At 57.3% G+C, this 15,934-nt stretch carries 18 protein-coding genes; 11 read left to right on the top strand and 7 right to left on the bottom strand.

The annotated features are described in order from the left end of the window. The first annotated feature begins 8 nt into the window (after positions 1–8). From B5F88_RS03225 to B5F88_RS03205, 5 genes are all read left to right on the top strand, one after another. A complete protein-coding gene (locus B5F88_RS03225; protein ID WP_087341579.1) occupies positions 9–245 on the top strand; it encodes an acyl carrier protein in 237 nt (78 codons plus the stop codon). Between the two features lie 3 nt (positions 246–248). After that, positions 249–899 carry an MBL fold metallo-hydrolase gene (locus tag B5F88_RS03220; protein ID WP_087341577.1) on the top strand — a complete coding sequence of 217 codons (651 nt, stop codon included), beginning with the start codon at positions 249–251 and terminating at the stop codon, positions 897–899. Beyond that, entirely contained in the window at positions 889–1,968 is a 1,080-nt protein-coding gene (locus tag B5F88_RS03215; RefSeq protein WP_087341575.1) for an acyl-protein synthetase, read from the top strand. Before B5F88_RS03220 ends, B5F88_RS03215 begins: the two co-directional genes overlap by 11 nt. Then, positions 1,958–3,157 carry an acyl-CoA reductase gene (locus B5F88_RS03210; RefSeq protein WP_087341573.1) on the top strand — a complete coding sequence of 400 codons (1,200 nt, stop codon included), beginning with the start codon at positions 1,958–1,960 and terminating at the stop codon, positions 3,155–3,157. The genes B5F88_RS03215 and B5F88_RS03210 overlap by 11 nt, the downstream gene beginning before the upstream one ends. Positions 3,158–3,274: 117 nt before the next feature. Further along, a complete protein-coding gene (locus B5F88_RS03205) occupies positions 3,275–4,591 on the top strand; it encodes an AMP-binding protein (RefSeq protein WP_242959615.1) in 1,317 nt (438 codons plus the stop codon). Between the two features lie 74 nt (positions 4,592–4,665). Here B5F88_RS03205 and B5F88_RS03200 read toward each other — a convergent pair whose 3' ends face one another. Then, complete coding sequence (locus B5F88_RS03200) at positions 4,666–5,124, bottom strand: hypothetical protein (protein ID WP_140402049.1); 459 nt, start codon at positions 5,122–5,124, stop codon at positions 4,666–4,668. Positions 5,125–5,237: 113 nt separating this feature from the next. Continuing rightward, positions 5,238–5,975 carry a hypothetical protein gene (locus B5F88_RS03195; RefSeq protein ID WP_087341569.1) on the bottom strand — a complete coding sequence of 246 codons (738 nt, stop codon included), beginning with the start codon at positions 5,973–5,975 and terminating at the stop codon, positions 5,238–5,240. A 320-nt stretch (positions 5,976–6,295) separates the two neighbouring features. Here B5F88_RS03195 and B5F88_RS03190 point away from each other — a divergent pair, with 320 nt between their 5' ends. Beyond that, positions 6,296–6,538, top strand: coding sequence for a type II toxin-antitoxin system Phd/YefM family antitoxin (locus tag B5F88_RS03190; protein WP_087341567.1), 243 nt, complete (start codon positions 6,296–6,298; stop codon positions 6,536–6,538). Further along, positions 6,535–6,912 carry a type II toxin-antitoxin system death-on-curing family toxin gene (locus tag B5F88_RS03185; protein ID WP_087341565.1) on the top strand — a complete coding sequence of 126 codons (378 nt, stop codon included), beginning with the start codon at positions 6,535–6,537 and terminating at the stop codon, positions 6,910–6,912. The genes B5F88_RS03190 and B5F88_RS03185 overlap by 4 nt, the downstream gene beginning before the upstream one ends. A gap of 50 nt (positions 6,913–6,962) precedes the next feature. Here B5F88_RS03185 and B5F88_RS03180 read toward each other — a convergent pair whose 3' ends face one another. Genes B5F88_RS03180 through B5F88_RS03160 form a run of 5 tightly spaced genes read right to left on the bottom strand, consistent with a single transcriptional unit; the run spans position 6,963 to position 11,704 of the window. Beyond that, positions 6,963–8,648, bottom strand: coding sequence for a recombinase family protein (locus B5F88_RS03180; RefSeq protein WP_087341562.1), 1,686 nt, complete (start codon positions 8,646–8,648; stop codon positions 6,963–6,965). A 32-nt stretch (positions 8,649–8,680) separates the two neighbouring features. After that, entirely contained in the window at positions 8,681–8,884 is a 204-nt protein-coding gene (locus tag B5F88_RS03175) for a hypothetical protein (protein WP_087341560.1), read from the bottom strand. Positions 8,885–8,901: 17 nt separating this feature from the next. Then, positions 8,902–10,212, bottom strand: a complete 1,311-nt coding sequence (locus B5F88_RS03170) for a relaxase/mobilization nuclease domain-containing protein (RefSeq protein WP_087341558.1) — start codon at positions 10,210–10,212, stop codon at positions 8,902–8,904. Continuing rightward, a complete protein-coding gene (locus B5F88_RS03165; protein ID WP_087341557.1) occupies positions 10,212–10,529 on the bottom strand; it encodes a hypothetical protein in 318 nt (105 codons plus the stop codon). Before B5F88_RS03165 ends, B5F88_RS03170 begins: the two co-directional genes overlap by 1 nt. Then, positions 10,517–11,704 carry an AAA family ATPase gene (locus tag B5F88_RS03160; protein ID WP_087341555.1) on the bottom strand — a complete coding sequence of 396 codons (1,188 nt, stop codon included), beginning with the start codon at positions 11,702–11,704 and terminating at the stop codon, positions 10,517–10,519. Before B5F88_RS03160 ends, B5F88_RS03165 begins: the two co-directional genes overlap by 13 nt. A gap of 149 nt (positions 11,705–11,853) precedes the next feature. On the opposite strand from B5F88_RS03160, the gene B5F88_RS03155 reads away from it, so the two are divergent. The 4 genes from B5F88_RS03155 (at position 11,854) to B5F88_RS03140 (ending at position 15,920) form a co-directional block, all read left to right on the top strand. Then, entirely contained in the window at positions 11,854–12,978 is a 1,125-nt protein-coding gene (locus B5F88_RS03155) for a DUF6076 domain-containing protein (protein ID WP_087341554.1), read from the top strand. Beyond that, positions 12,975–13,937: a sigma factor gene (locus B5F88_RS03150; protein WP_087341552.1), complete on the top strand. Its 963-nt coding sequence runs from the start codon at positions 12,975–12,977 to the stop codon at positions 13,935–13,937. Before B5F88_RS03155 ends, B5F88_RS03150 begins: the two co-directional genes overlap by 4 nt. An 84-nt stretch (positions 13,938–14,021) precedes the next feature. After that, positions 14,022–14,363: a hypothetical protein gene (locus B5F88_RS03145; protein WP_087341550.1), complete on the top strand. Its 342-nt coding sequence runs from the start codon at positions 14,022–14,024 to the stop codon at positions 14,361–14,363. Positions 14,364–14,393: 30 nt separating this feature from the next. Continuing rightward, on the top strand, positions 14,394–15,920 hold the full coding sequence (locus tag B5F88_RS03140) for a hypothetical protein (protein ID WP_087341549.1): 1,527 nt from the start codon (positions 14,394–14,396) through the stop codon (positions 15,918–15,920). The last annotated feature ends 14 nt before the right edge of the window (positions 15,921–15,934 follow it).

The following is a 15,934-nucleotide window of genomic DNA, read 5'->3' as shown; positions in this document are numbered from 1 at the left end:
ACCACACCATGACCAATCTGGAGAAATACGATCAGCTGTTCCTGCGGGCCTTCCGGGTGAAGCCGGAGGATCTGCCCACCCTGAAATACCGCGGCATTCCCCTGTGGGATTCCCTGGGCCACATGGATCTGATGGGGGATCTGGAGGAGACCTTCCAGATCAGCCTGAGCACCGTGGACGTGCTGGACTTTTCCTCCTATGAAAAGGGGAAGGAAGTTCTGGCCAAATACGGTGTGGAGCTGTAAGCCATGCTGGAGCTGGAACGACAGACCGATCCGCTGACGGAGAGCAACTGCTATCTGCTGGGGGAGGGCGGCGGCGCGGTGATAATCGACCCCAACGATCCCGTCCGCGTACCGGCCCGGCTGGAGGAGCTGGGCTGGACGCCGGAGCTCATTCTGCTGACCCACGAGCACTGCGACCACATGGCCGGGCTGGAATCCCTGCGAGAGCGCTGGCCCCAGGCGGTGGTGGTAACCAGCGAGGCCTGCAGCGCGGGCATCCAGAGCAAGCGGCTCAACATGACCCAGCTGATGGAGGTCTATCTGACCTTTCGGGGAAAGACCGGCGTGTCCTATCCCCCCTTCGTCTGCCGGCCGGCGGACCGCACTTACGGGGATACCTGGGAGACAGTGTGGCGAGGGCACCGGCTCCAGTGTACGGCGCTGCCCGGCCACACGCCGGGCAGCGCCGGTATTTTTCTGGACGGAACCACCTTTTTCTCCGGGGATTATCTCATCCAGGGGGAAGAGGTGATCCTCCGGCTGCCCGGCGGCAGCGCCGATGATTACAACGCCCATACCAAGCCGTTACTGGACAACCTGGCCCCCGGACTGCAGATCTGTCCCGGCCACGGAGCTCCGTTCACGCTGACAGAAAGGAGCGGACATGACCATTGACCTGAACACTTTGCTGCAATTCCGGGCCTACTCCCTGCCCCGCCCGGAGAAGCAGGCTATCTACGCCTCCCTCCTCACCCAGCTAACCCAGTTCCACCGGACCCGCTGTCCGGCCTACGGCCGGCTGCTGCAGGCGTTGGGCTGTCCGGAGCATATGGAGTGCACTGTGGAAAACACCCCCATGCTGCCGGTGTCCATCTTCAAGGAGCTGGAGCTGCTCAGCGTACCGGAGGAGGAGATCTTCAAAACCGTAACCTCCTCCGGCACCACCGGACAGCAGGTATCCAAGATTTTCCTGGACGCCGACACCTCCGCCGTCCAGCAGCGGGCGCTGAGCGGGATCATGGCCGACCTGCTGGGGGAGCACCGGCTACCCTACCTGGTGCTGGACAGCAAGCGGGTACTGCGGGACCGGGCCATGTTCTCCGCACGGGGGGCGGGGGTGCTGGGCTTCTCCGTCTTTGGCTCCAAGACCTGCTACGCCCTGGACGAGCACATGGAGCTGGACCTGGACGGCGTGCGGGCCTTTTTGGAGGCCCACCAGGGGGAGCCCATCTTTTTGTTTGGCTTTACCTACATCATCTGGCGGCACGTGATCCGGGTGCTGGAGGAGCGTGGAGAAACCCTCTCCATCCCCAAGGGGATTCTGCTCCACGGAGGCGGCTGGAAAAAGCTGGCCAACGAAGCGGTCTCTCCCCAGGAGTTCAAGGCCCGCATCCACGCTGTCACCGGCATTGAACAGGTGCGCAATTATTACGGCATGGCGGAGCAGACCGGCTGCATCTATCTGGAATGCCCCCAGGGGCATCTGCACGCCAGCATCTGGTCCGACGTGGTGGTGCGCCGCTGGCGGGACTACTCCCCCTGCGACGTGGGGGAGCCGGGGCTGATCCAGGTGCTCTCCCCTCTCCCCCACTCCTATCCGGGACATTCTCTGCTCACCGAGGACCTGGGCGTGCTGCTGGGAGAGGACGACTGCCCCTGCGGACGGGCAGGCAAGTATTTTCAGGTGACGGGGCGGGCGCCCCGGGCCGAGGTAAGGGGGTGCAGCGACACCTATGAGGGATAATATCACCCTGTTGGCCGGTGTGGACGCTCCGGAATCCACGCCCTGGCCGCCCTTTGACTCCAGGGCTCTGAACTTTCTCTCCGACCTGTCGGCGGAGGTGCTGGGCGCGCCGGATACCCGGCGGCTGGAGGCGGCGGCCGCCTTCGGCTTCTGGTGCCGCCGGCCCCGGCTGGAGGCCCTGGCCAGACGCCATGCCTCCCCCCTTCCCCGGCTGGGCCGGGGGCTGATCTTCCACCTGGCCCCCTCCAATGTGCCGGCCATGTTCGCCTATACCATGGCCCTGGGCCTGCTGGCCGGAAACGCCAACATCGTCCGGCTGTCCAGCCGCCGGGCGGAGGAGGAGGCCCCCCTGGTGGCGGCCATCGTCCGGGTGCTGGACCGGCCGGAGCACGCCGGGGTCAAGGCCCGCACCGCGCTGCTCTCCTATGAGCGGGACGATACCATCACTGCGGAATTCTGCGCCCGCAGCGACGGCAGAGTGGTGTGGGGTGGGGACGCCACGGTGGCCGCTCTGCGGGCCATGCCCATGCCCCCCCACGCCGTGGAACTGTGCTTTCCGGATCGCTGGTCCCTGGCCCTGTTCAGCCAGCGGTATTTCTCCGCTCTGGATGACGAGGCCAGAAGGGCCCTGGCCCACCGGTTCTACAACGACACCTATCAGATGGATCAGAACGCCTGCTCCAGCCCCCAGCTGGTGCTGTGGCTGGCGGACGGCGGCGACCCGGACTGCCGGCGGCAGTGGTGGGAGACGGTGGCCGCCGAGGCGGAAGAGCGCTACCCCTTCGGCCCCTTCCAGGCCGCCCGCAAGCTGGAGCGGCTGTGTACCGCCGCCATGACCATGGAGGCCCCGGCGGCTGCCGGGGTGGAGCGGTATGGCGGCAACCTGCTGTATGTGGTCAATCTGGCGGGGCTGACCGCGCCCCTGCCGGTGCTCAAGGGGGGCTTTGGGCTCTTCTTCCAGGGGGAGCTGTCCAGCCTGGAGGAACTGCCCCCGCTGACCGCCCCCAAGGTGCAGACCCTGGTGTGCGCCGGTGTGGTGCCCCGGGAAGTAGCCGCCCTGCTGGCGGAGCATGGCGCCCGGGGGGTGGATCGGGTGGTGGCTCCGGGGCAGGCCCTGGAGCTGGACACCATTTGGGACGGGAAAGACGTGATCGCCGCCCTGTCCCGCATGATCGGAGGGGAGGTTTAATATGGAACTGTTTGCCCGCTGCGCCCGGGAGCCGGAACGGCTGCTGGCGGTGACCGAGGAGGGACGGCGGTATACCTTGGGGACCTGAACGCCGCCTCGGAGCGGCTGGGCCGGGCCGTGGGAGGCCATAAGCTGGTCTTTCTGCTGTGCGAGAACACCCCCGGCCTGCTGCTGAGCTATTTCTCCTGTCTGAACACCGGGGCGGTCCCCCTGCTGCTGGACGCCCACATCTCGCCGGAGCTGCTGGAGGGCCTGCTGGCCGCCTACAAGCCGGCCTTCGTCTGCGTCCCGGAGGATCTGCCCCAGGAAACCAGGCAGGTGCTGAAAGATTTCCAGCCCCATCTGACCCTGGAGGACGCCCAGCTGCTCCGCCGGCCGGGGACGGAAGGCCCGGAGCTCCACCCTGAGCTGGCCCTGCTGCTCACCACCTCCGGCAGCACCGGAAGCCCCAAGCTGGTGCGCATCAGCGCCCGCAATCTGGAGTCCAACACCAAATCCATCGTGGAGTACCTGGGCCTGACCGAGGAAGAGCGGCCCGTCACCAATCTGGCCATGAGCTATTCCTACGGTATGTCCATCCTCAACACCCATCTGCTGGCGGGGGCTACTATCGTCCTCACCCGCCGCAGCGTGCTGGAGCGGCCCTTCTGGGAACTGATGGAGCGGGAGGGGGTCACCTCCCTGGCCGGCGTGCCCTACACCTACCGGATGTTTCAGCGGGCGGGCCTGCAGAGCATGGCTCTGCCCGCCCTGCGCACCCTGACCCAGGCGGGCGGCAAGCTGCCCGAGGCCCTGCACCGGGAGTATGCCGCCTGGGCGGAGCAGACCGGCCGGCGGTTCTGCGTCATGTACGGCCAGACCGAGGCCTCCCCCCGGATGGGCTATCTGCCGCCGGAGGAGGCCATCCGCAAATGCGGCAGCATGGGGATCCCTGTCCCCGGCGGCCGGTTCCAGCTGCTCCAGGAGGACGGCGGGGTGATCCAGGCGGCGGACACGGTGGGAGAGCTGGTATACCAGGGCCCCAATGTGGCCATGGGCTACGCCCAGCAGGCGGATGATCTGCGCTTGGGGGATCAGTGGCACGGCGAGCTCCACACCGGCGACATGGCCAAACGGGACGAGGACGGCTTCTACTACATTGTGGGCCGGAAAAAGCGGTTTGTGAAGCTCTACGGCAACCGGGTCAGCCTGGACGAGGTGGAGCGGCTGCTCTCCACCCGTTTCCCCCAGGCCGGCTTCGCCTGTGTAGGCAAGGACGACTGCCTGCGCATCTTCCACGACAGCCCGGAGCCCGCCCTCACCCAGGATGCCACCGATTACCTCAGCGCCCAGATGCACTTTCCGCCCCGGGTGTTCCAGGTCCAGGCCCTGGCGTCCATTCCGAAAAACGAGTCCGGCAAAACCAAATACCGCACGCTGGAGGAAATGATTTGAGGTTCCACATAGGCGCAAAAACACCCCTTATCCAACGATAAGGGGTGTTTTTAATTCAGAACCGCCGTCCTTTATCAGGCCAATACGGAAAAAGGTTCTTTTACATAAGAATAATAATCTTCCATTGTAAAATCGGAAGGCAGACCCACCAGATCGCCCTCGCCCCGCTGAATATAATCCTTGTGGAGTTTGAGCCACGTGGCAAACATCTCCGGGTCATTCTGCCGCTTATCCTCCACCCACTTCTGGCCCTCCTCCTTCAGAAAGGTCAGCCGGCCGCCAAAGGACAAGTTCAGACTGTCGGCCTCATTCAGGCTCCACTGAAGGTGTGCGTCAAAGCTTTTAAATGTTTCGCTTACAATGGTCCATGCTCTTGGAACCTCCATTGTGATCCCATTGGAAACATCCAACGTGGCCTGACACTGGTCCGATGTCAACTCCAGAGTGTCGTACCGAGGTGTTTGCCCTGCCGGCTGCTGCTGGATGCTGGTATCCTGCAAGGATGTGCCGTCAGACAGCTTTTCCGGCATCATGAAATTTGCAGCATTGAGTATGGAGCCAGGATATATAGAGCTTAATCCATTCACCATTTGTATTCACACCTTTGAATTTCACTTTTTGTATTCATTATTTCCAAATGATTTCTTTATGCCATCGCCTGGAAAGAGGATATGTTCCCGCTGCGAACAGCTGCGATCATCTGATCCAACGCTGTCCGATCATACCCATTTTCCTCCCGATACTTGCCGATCTTCTCCTGCCATTTTTCACGCACCAGTTCCGCGTAATCAAACATCTCTTTCTCCGATGCGCCGCTCTGGATCGCTGCGCGGGTCTCTGCCGCCGTCTGCTTCATAACCGCAAAAGAGGCCTTTTCTTTTTCGGCCTTTTCGGTCATAAATTCCGTATAGGCAGCCAGACCCTTGTTCAAGGCGTCATATTCCTGCTCCGAAATCTCCCCTGCGGCAAAGGCACTGTCCAGGTCCTTCCCAATACCGCCTACCAGCTCAGCAAGCTGCTCCATGCTGAATCCATCCAGGGAAAACGTAACGCCAACGGGATATTCTGTCATCTGCGCCGCCAGTTCCTCCGCTTTTTCAGAAGCGTTGCCACCCGAAAACGCGACGAAATCCTGGCGCCCTTTTACAACAAAGGAGCTATCCAGATCATACTCAATATTCTTTCCGAACAGCGGGTCAAGGGGTATGGCGCCGCTAATGTCAACATGGTCCAGGATCTGCCCCGGCTTTAAGCCTTCCAGCTTCTCACCGAAAACGTCATCTTGCTGGCTTCCACCCTGATTGGATATCTCTATGGTTTTTACCCAGCTGTTATTGACGAGTTCGTCCGGTAATCTCGGCAATTGCCCGATGATCAATCCCATACAAGTCCCCTCCCTTTTATTATAATATCGCCATTTTCTAGAAATAATTAAGCTTTGGAACAATAATTCCCATTTCATTTGATCTATCCCACAGACATGTCAAGGCGGCGGCAGCCGTCTTTTCAATCTGGTTTGGGACACAAAAAAGCTCCTTATCTTTCGATAAGGAGCTTTTTGGAGCTGGAAACGTGACTTGAACACGCGACCGCTGGTTGTCGGTAAGGGTACATTGTGGAAGCGGTACTTTTCCTATATTTAAAAATTATAGGTTGAATTTATCCTATTTTGGCGTATAATAAAGGCAGAAGGAGCGTGATTGTATGATGATCAATTCCAACACCCTGGTGTCCATTACCGAGGCCAATCAGAATTTCTCCAAAGTGGCCCGTCTGGTGGATGAGCAGGGTTCCGCCGTCATTCTGAAAAATAATGTGCCCCGTTACCTGATTGTAGAGTTCAGCCAGGCGGAGCAGATGCAGGCCGTTGAGGACGAAGATATCATGCAGGTCTCGGCGAGGCTCATTCAACAAAACCGGGCGGCCTATGAGGAGCTGGCCAAATGAAGTTCCTGAGCAAGCGTCAGATACTGCTGCTCCATCAGCACCTGGTAGATGAGACTGGCGGCAGTCCGGGACTGCGGGACGAGGGACTGCTGGACTCCGCCCTCAATTCGCCATTTCAGGGGTTCGGCACCACCAGCGCCTATCCCTCCCTCCAGCAGAAGGCCGCCCGGCTCTGTTACGGTCTGGTGAAAAATCATCCGTTCGTAGATGGCAACAAGCGGATCGGTGCCCACGCCATGCTGGTTTTTCTGGCGGTCAACGGCGTGGAGCTGTCCTATACGCAGCAAGAGTTAGCCGATATCATTCTCCAGGTGGCCGCCGGAGAAAAAGGCTACGAGGACCTGCTTGCATGGCTTCTCGTACACCAGCTATAAACAAAAAATTCCGGGGAGAGCCGCATATGTGCGACTCTCCCCGGTCGTCTTTAAGCGGTCTGCTCACTGAGCGTCTGATGTTCCTGCAGCACGGCTGCTTCTATCGTTTCGTAACTGGCGGGCTCCCGTTTCCAGTTGACACAGCCGATGAACTTGTAGTGGATATCCACCTGCTGGCTCTTGCTCCCATCCTCCGCCACTACCTTCTCATGCACCACAATCTTCTCAATCAGCTCGTTGAGAATGTGGGGTGTGAGTTCGGTGATATTGGTATACTTCCAGATCACCGGCAGGAAGGCCTCAATATTTTCGTAGATCTCCTCACTGTGGGCAATCTCCGTAGTCAGTTCCTCCCGTTTCTCCTTCAACACCACCTGCTCCCGCTCATAGCCCGGCGCCATGGCCTGGTATCGCTCCTCGCTGATTTTCTCCAGGGCCGCATCCTCATAGAGCTTGGTCAGGATCTTGGACAGTTCCGCAATCCGCTTATCCACCTTTTTCAGCTCCCGCCTGCACCGGTCTGTCTCCGTCTTCTTCTTTTCCGTCTTTGCGGCGATAAGCATGTCCATATATTCTCCCGTGTTGGTGCGGGCTATGATGGCATTGCGCCGGATGTCCTCCAACACCAGCTGGTTGAGTGTTTTCCAGCCGATGGCGTGGGAGGTACAGCGCTCCTTGCCGTAATTCTTGTAGACCCAGCAGGAGAACCCCGTATATCTTCCGTGCTTTTTATCGTAGCTCACATTCAGAGAGGAGCCGCAGTCGGCGCACTTCACCAGCCCTGCGAAGGGCTGCACCTCCCCCTTTCCGTTCTCCCGCCGCCGGGCTTTCATCATCTGATGCACCGTGTCCCAGAGTTCCTGGGTAATCAGCGGCTCGTGGGTATTCTCCGCCACCACCCACTCCTCCTCGGCGGCCTCCACCCGGCGCTTGTCAAAGAAGCCCTTGGTCTTACTCCGGCCAAAGACCACCTTACCCAGGTAGACCGGATTATTGAGGATGGCCCGAACAGAGGTGGCGTGCCAATCAAAGGGCTTGCGCCAGTAGTCGCTGTTCTTGTAGTAGTCCGGATTGTTCTGATTGAAATAGGCCTGTGGATTCAAGACGCCCCGTTCCCGCAGTATTTTGGTCATCCGCACATAGCCGATCCCATCGGCGAACATCTGGAAGATGTCCCGCACCACATCGGCGGCAGGCGGATCGACGATCAGGTGATGGCGGTCGTTGGGATCTTTCTGATAGCCGAAGGGCGCCCGGCTCCCGATGAACATGCCGCTTTTCACTCTGGCACGGTGCGCCGCTTTCGTCTTGGTGGAGGCCTGGCGGGCGTAGAAGGAGTTGATCACATTGGTGAAGGGCAGCACCAGATTGTCGATCCCGTTTTTGGAATCAATGTTTTCTGCCACCGAGATGAAGCGGACGCCCTTTTCCTCAAAATAGTGTTCGATGTACAGACCCATCTGCGCGTATTCCCGTCCGAACCGTGAGAGGTCTTTGACGATGATCAGGTTGATCTTTTCACTCTCGATGTCCTCCAGCATCCGTTTAAACTCCGGACGTTCGAAGTTGGTGCCGCTCCATCCGTCGTCGCAGTAGTAGCCACCTATTTCGATTTGATGCTCCTTGCAATACTGAGTCAGCAGGGTTTTCTGTGTCTGAATACTCCCGGACTCACCCACGCTTCCATCGTCCTGACTAAGACGGCAGTAGATCGCCGCCGTTTCTTTTTCTTTCATAGCGTTCGCCTCCTTAGCAACACACAATACCGTTAATCCTCCTCCGTATCCATATCAGAACCCAATGAAGATTCCTTCGTAAATTTGTCTACTTCTGATGAAGAAAAGGACTCTGCAATCAGCCCTCCGATTTTTTCAAAGATATCCCGATCTCCATTGTAGTGGCTGACGGTGATGTACTTGACCCCGCGGATCTCCGTCTCATGCTTCAGCGTATCGCCTTTAAATAAAAACATTGTATTTCCTCCATATTTCACATGGTCTGCTGCCAGTTTTGTTCGTCTTCATGATCGTCCTCCTTGTGACCGAGGGCGATTTTCTTTTGCTGCTCCTGGCGGAGCGTTTTCCGGTCGGTGTGCTGGTGCATGGTGGTGGCATCCCTTATGGAATCAGCATCTTGATCACGCTCCAGAGAGCGGCCAAGCCGGACCAGATCACCTGCAAGACCACCATACCCACCATGGTCCCCAGCAAAATCAGGGCCAGCCATACCATGACTGACATCGCCGTTCTCAGGCTGGGCGGAGAAATAGAAAATTCTTTCTTCTTCCCAGCCTGTCGCAGCAGCGCCTGTATCTCTGCCATGTCCCGCGCCAGTTCCTCCATCTGTGCCTGAGTGGGGCACGGCTCCCTCCGGCTGGAAACCTCCCGCAGAAGGGCTGTGTGGGCCGCTGTGTGCCGCTCCAGCTCGTCCAGCCGTTGGAGCAGCTCCTGCCACTCCTCCTTGCTGGGACAGTTCTGCGGCATCATAGCCTGCGGAGCATTCCTCCGCTTCAATTCCTCCATAGGCAAGCGCTGCCCGGATTCTGAACTCATATTCCATGACCTCCTTTGTGTACTTTTCCTCGTGGAGCCGATCATCCCGGCACTTCATTCCCTTGGGCGTGGTGTAGGTGATGTTCTTTCTGCTATCCGTCCAGCGTACTTCATAGCCCTCACTTTTCATCAGAGAAATAAACTCTTCCTTGGTGGAGGCATACCGCATACACTGGTCAATGGTGTTCATGAGCCGGAACTTCCAACTCGCGCCCTTCGCGGCGGATCGGTACTCTCTGGTGCCCATCCGCTTTTGTTTGACCTGCTTCTGCGGCGGCGGAAGGATCTCCAAGCCATGGGCAACGCATATTTCATCGTTGGCCATCCGATGGGCCTGCAGGTCGGCGGCACTTTGGTGGAGCTTCTTACCATTCTGAAAGCTCACACTGTTCACCACCAGGTGATTGTGGAGATGCTCTGTATCCACATGGGTGGCAACCAACACTTCGAAGTTGGGAAACTCCCGCTGGGCCAACTCCAGCCCTATCGCGTGAATCTCCTGTGGGGACAGGTCATCCTGCTTGTCAAAGGACTGCACGAAGTGGTAGTACTGACGGCCTTCTGTTTTATGGAAGTGTTCTTTTGTGAGCTGCATCTCGGAGCAGACGCTTTGAGCGGTGCAGTTCCATCCGGAGACAAGCTGTCGATCTTCCCATGTGGTTTTCTCCCCCTGCTGGACATATCTCAGCACACCGCCCAGAGCACCTCTGCCGCCGCCACGATTTTTAATTGCGGTGAAGGTCGCCATCAGGTCACCTCCCGTAGGAGTTCCCGAAGCTGTTCATAGATCTTTCTGTGATTCTCTGCCAGCGCGTCACCCTTCACAACTGTCAGCCTCCCCATGTTGGCCAGGGTGGTGAGCTGATTCAGGTTTCGCCCCTGGGCTTTCAGTTCGGACAGTACCTGCTCCAGTCCTTCTACTCGCACGATCTCTTTTCCCAACCCGCTGTAACACAGGTAGTCGGTGACCGTCAGGCCAGCGGCTTTGGCCCGTTCCTGAATGGTTTTTTTGACTCTGGGTGTCACCCGAAGGGTGATGATCTCCGTCTTTTTTACTCTCTGCATTGCTCCCCCTTTTCCCCTTCAGGGGCCGGGTACGGGGCAGCGCCCCGAAACTGTGCATGGCGTATAGCCGAGCGCGATGCTTGCCCTCCCCGAAGGGAGGAATCCGTCTCCACGGCCCCCGCCGCGCCCTCTCCAGACGGTTGGTCAACGGCAGCAGGGTCGATAGGGACGATTTCTCCGGCACCTTCCAAATCGACACTATCGGCACGATTCAGCTCGATCACACGCTTGCCGTTGCTTCGGCGGACCACTGCAGCAATTCCGTTTTTCCTTAGGGCCTCAACGCTTTGCAGGATCAGCCTTGAAATCTTTTTTGGCGTTACCCCTTCGGTCTTATCAGGGTCGATCTTTTCGGAGAGCTCCGTGGGAGTGCCGATAAATATGGTTCTGGTGCTCATAAATGCAGAGAGGAGAATGACAATCCGATCCTCGCACAGTACGGGCTCTTCTCTGCTGTCCGAAACCAGTTCCCACACATTTTCCTCGCCGCGTCGAAGCTCCAGCTCCCGGTATTCGATGTCCCGGCCCACGCAGGTCAGTCTGGCCCTGCCGTTGCCACGCTTTTCTTCCACCAGCGTGAAGCTGGAATCCACTGCACCGCTGATGGCAGTGGTCCCGGAGATCCGGTGGAACACATCTTCCGCCTTTTCTTTGCGCAGATGATGGATGAGCAGGATAGCGATGCCGTGCTTGTCTGCCAGCCGTTTGAGTACAGACAGATCCCGGTAGTCATTGGCATAGGTAGCGTCGTGGATCGGACGGACCATCTGCAGGGTATCGATGATGACCAGCACGGTGTCCGGATGAGCGGTGAGGAATGTTTCTACCTGTTCCTCCAGTCCCTGACCGATGAGGGCGCACTCTGTGCAGAAGTGGACGCTGTCCGGCGCGTCCTCGGTGATCTCGAAGAGCCGATTCTGGATACGGAGAACGGAATCCTCCAGGCAGAGGTAGAGGGTGGTGCCTTGCTTCACGGACATCCCCCAGACGGGTTCGCCCTTGGCCACCATGACAGACAGCCACAGGGCCAGCCATGATTTCCCCACCTTGGGAGAACCGGCAAGGATGTGCAGGCCCTGAGAGATCAGCGTGTCCACCACGAAGTTGATCGGCATCAGCGGCAGGCTCATCAGGCTCTCGCCGTCGATGGTTTGCAGTCGTTTTGTTTTACTCATTAGGATCATCCCCTTGTAAGAAGATAAGGACAGAGACCACGCGGCCATCGTGGCTCTTGTCCTTTCACTTGATTATTGGGGGGATTTTGATAAAATGAGAATATCGTAAGACAGACGAAAAACAGATATAGGACAGAGGGGGTGGACCTATGCCACTGGGGATCAGGCAAAACAACAATCTTCTGCACCTGACCGTGGATATCTGGCAGGATCAGATCTTTTTCCATGAGACCGTCTACCCGGCTGGCCACTTTGCCTCCGAACTGTTGAATGTCCCCGATGAGACCATGCAGGAATTGGTCACCCACGGCGGGGCCATCAGCCATCAGGTGGAGGCCCTGGCATTGGCCGGGCGAGGTGAATTTATCAACCTGCTGGACGGAACCCGCGCCTCTCTGGAAAAGTTGCTGGATGCCCTGTGGCAATGTCCACCGTACAGCCTGATGGACAAAGGGCAGGAGCAGCACACACTGGAGGTGATGTTTTCCTCGGCTTCCCACAACGATCTGCTGAAGCCGGCTTCGCCTGCTCGGGAATTTTTCTTCCGCTATCTGGTCGCTGGCTTCAGCATCCCTTTGGGCATCCAGCACTTCGCTGTGGCTGCACGATATTTTGAGGAGGGCTATCTGCGGCGGCTGAAGAAGCGGACGGAGACCTACTTCGCCATGGCCGCCCACGACTGCTTCAACAGTGAATGGTTCTGGAGTATGATGCAGGATTTGCCGGTACCGGATATTGAGCCCTTCACCATTACACCGGAGCTTAGATCCTCCTATGTCTTTGCCAGACACCCAAAACAGGAAAAGGAAACCGTATTTGTGAACCGGTATTTCTTTGACCGTGCCATCAGCTTCTACATCTTTGACCTGATGAACGGACTGCAGCACGGCCATGCGCCCAGCCGGTGCTGCGGCTGCGGCACATACTTTCTCACCACCAACGGCCACATGCCAAAATACTGCGATGGGATTGCGCCTCAGGATCCCCGCATGACCTGCCGGCAGTACGGCGCCATGATGCGGCAGAAGGAGCAAAACAAACAGCACCCTGTCTACCGCCTGTTCACCACCCGCACCAACACCATTCGCAAGCACCACCAGAGAGGAAAAATCTCCGGCGAGCTGCGCAATGAAGCACTGTATGTAGCGGAGTGCCTGCGGGATAAGGCGCTCATGGATAACCACTATGCCGCCAACGGCTATGCACACGACATGGAGCAGGAAACGCTTTATGCTCAGGCGAGAGCACGCCTTGCCCGGGAGGACAGGCCATGAGCATGTACCGCTGTGAAGATCTCTGTCTGAGTAACGAGGAGCTTGCCCTACGGATACAGGACGGTGATGTGCAGGCCGCACCGCTCCTGCTTTCCCAGAACGAGGGATACCTGACCATACTGGCCAGAAGCTACTGTGAACAGTTTTTCCAGCATTCCCTGGTGGACGATCTCAAGCAGGAGGGGGCGCTTGCATTGCTGGACGCGGCACGGCGGTTTGATCCATCTATGGGAACCAGGCTGCTAACCTACGCCACTCCCGCCATTGAGACGACCATGCGGGACTGCACCGCCCAAAATTCTTTTTCTCTGTCCCTCCCACTGGACCGCTATTACCAGCTGCGTCAGGTTGCTTTTCTCTGCGCCACACACGAGCAGAACACTGGAATAGATCTTCTGACCACCATTCAAGAAAAGTTGGCAGTCTCCACCAAAGTGGCCAAGCGTTTGATGGAAAAATACCGCACCGTGTTTCAAATTGAATCGTTGGGTGAGCGTGTCTTTGATCTTGGATATGGCGGCGATCCTGCCAGGGCTTATGACCACTTTATACGCCGAACGCTGCTTCTCCAGCGCATGAAAGAGGTGCTGAGCCCCAGAGAACTGAACTTGGTACGCTGTTATCTCGGAATCGGCCAGCCCAACGAGCAGGGCATGACCTTTCAGGAGCTGGCCATCCGGCTCAACCACAACGGGCCCAGCGGTGCGGAAAAAGCCTACAAAAGCGCCATTCGGAAATTGAGGAAGCACCTAACTGGTGGCACATACGGCCAGTGGAACTCTATTCAGAAGGCGATTCAAAACGCTCGCCGGGAGGTCTGCGAGGTAAAGGCGTACAGTTCACCTCAGGCTACATGGATGGATGAACAGAAGCTGGTTCATGGCTTTTTGTGTAAAACCGCGGTATTGTCAGCTGTGTATTGTGTCCTCCATGAAGCATGGGAGACAAACAGGCCGTAACGCAACCGATCTGTACACCAGAGTACATCGCTCGTTTCTTTCTGTATGTCGGCATTTTTCTGTATTTTACGAGGAGGTTTCTCTATGGAATATGCTGCTTTTGATGATAATGAGCCCACCAATCACCGCTGGAAGGAGATCATGGCGGAAAAGCTGAAAACTGCTTCCACTTTTGAAATTCACTGTTGGACAGAGGAAACAGAGGAGATCAACATGGCGCTTTCGTTTGGAACATGCAAAGAAAGCACCTGGCAATACGGAAAAATCATTGAAGGTAAGGTAACACCGGAATTTACTTCTTTTTTATTGGGCTTACCTAAGCCCACCGATACGGAGATCTATAACAAAATGACGCCGTTTTTTACCATTGCGTTGGACAACGGCTTTTGGTCGGAGCATTACGGCACCGAGCTGAATGGCATTTGACGAAACCCTACTTACCGGGAGGAGCTTCCATTGAAACTTACCTATTTGGAATTTTTAAAGTATGGCATCGATTTGGCTCCTCTGGGGCTGGAACGGAGTGCCGGGGACGAGACCTATTTTTGCACCCCCAAGGGTGCCAAAATCATTGGCTGGGCTGGAGTGGATGGGATTCACTTTTGCTTGATCCGCGGGTTTGGCGAAATAGTGTTTTCCGTCAGCCCTATGAATATTGCGCCCCACTATGTCCACCCTCTGGCGCGCAATTTTCCTGATTTCCTGCGTCTGCTTCTTGCCTGCGGCGATAGCGCGGCACTGGAACAGGCGTGGCAATGGAACTTCGAGCAGTTTCAGGCGTTTCTGGCGGATCATCCGCCCACAGAGGAGCAGAAACCTGTGCTGTCACAGATTGCCAGTCAGACCGGCCTCTCTCCCATGGAGGAGCCGTGGCAGTATCTCCATGAACTACAGGACACATTTGATTACAGCAAAATTAAATACACAGAGGATTTCTATGACTTGGATCTGAATCCGGACGCACCTCAGCAGCCTCCAGAGTGGAAGGTCTTCTATGACGGAAATTTCTGGGGGCATTTCGGCCACGGAAGGGCCGGAAAAGAAGTGACCATCCGTAAGGAATTTGACTGGGCGGGCCGCCATTGGCTCATCCCTTCCGTCTACCTATGCGGCAAAGGGTTGGTAGTAGATTTCTGCATGCAGATAGCGCCATCTGATATTCGAGCGTTCATGGAGAAATGGGATCTGCACCAGGAGACCGAATCCCTCCGGGAATTTACCCAGGAACAACGTATGCAGATCGATTTGGATAACCCGATGAATCTGGATTTTCACGTCATCCCGCGCCTGAACGGGAAAGATCTGAACCCAGACAATGGCTGTGGAACCGCCTACAACCCCTGTCTGCCGACCGAGTATTCCGTGGGAGACGAGGCCAGACTGGCCGTGGAACACTACGGCCTGGACCCAAATTTCGGGTGGATGATCTGGCGCTCCACTTACCCCTGGGCGACAAAGCGCAAGCCGGAGATTCGCAGTCTTTCCCTGACAATCATCCAGGGTCCAGTCTCTATCCCCGGTCCACATGTTCAGGTAAGATGTCCAGGGGATGCCGCTGTCTTTTCCTATGGCGGCGAGGAGCATATCCTGACCGTGCAGGAATATGAAGCCCAGACTATGGACTGGAGCCGTATGCCGGACACTGGGCTGGAGAACCCCAGCCACTATGTGGCCATGAGCTATACTGTCACCCCGGAGCTACCTGACGGTGTTTTGACCATTGTGGACTGTGACGATGGCGACCGGCCCAGGCAAGCCCCTCCCGCTCCCGGCCAACCCGTATCCACCGCATGTGCCATGGTCATGGGGATCATCGGCGGTTCGGACAGTCCTGCAACAATTCTTTACAGTTCGGACGACAAGCAGGGCAAGCTCCACGCGGCCTGTTCTTCGCTGCATTTTGAGCCTGTGGAACAGGTAGAGTGGCGGATGGTATTTCATGAGAAGCGGTTTGAGGATACGGTCATTGACCTGTTTCCGTAATGCCTTGCCTATAC

This window comes from Flavonifractor sp. An306, assembly GCF_002159455.1.
Taxonomy (GTDB): domain Bacteria; phylum Bacillota; class Clostridia; order Oscillospirales; family Oscillospiraceae; genus Flavonifractor.
This window is presented reverse-complemented; position numbering and strand designations above follow the sequence as displayed.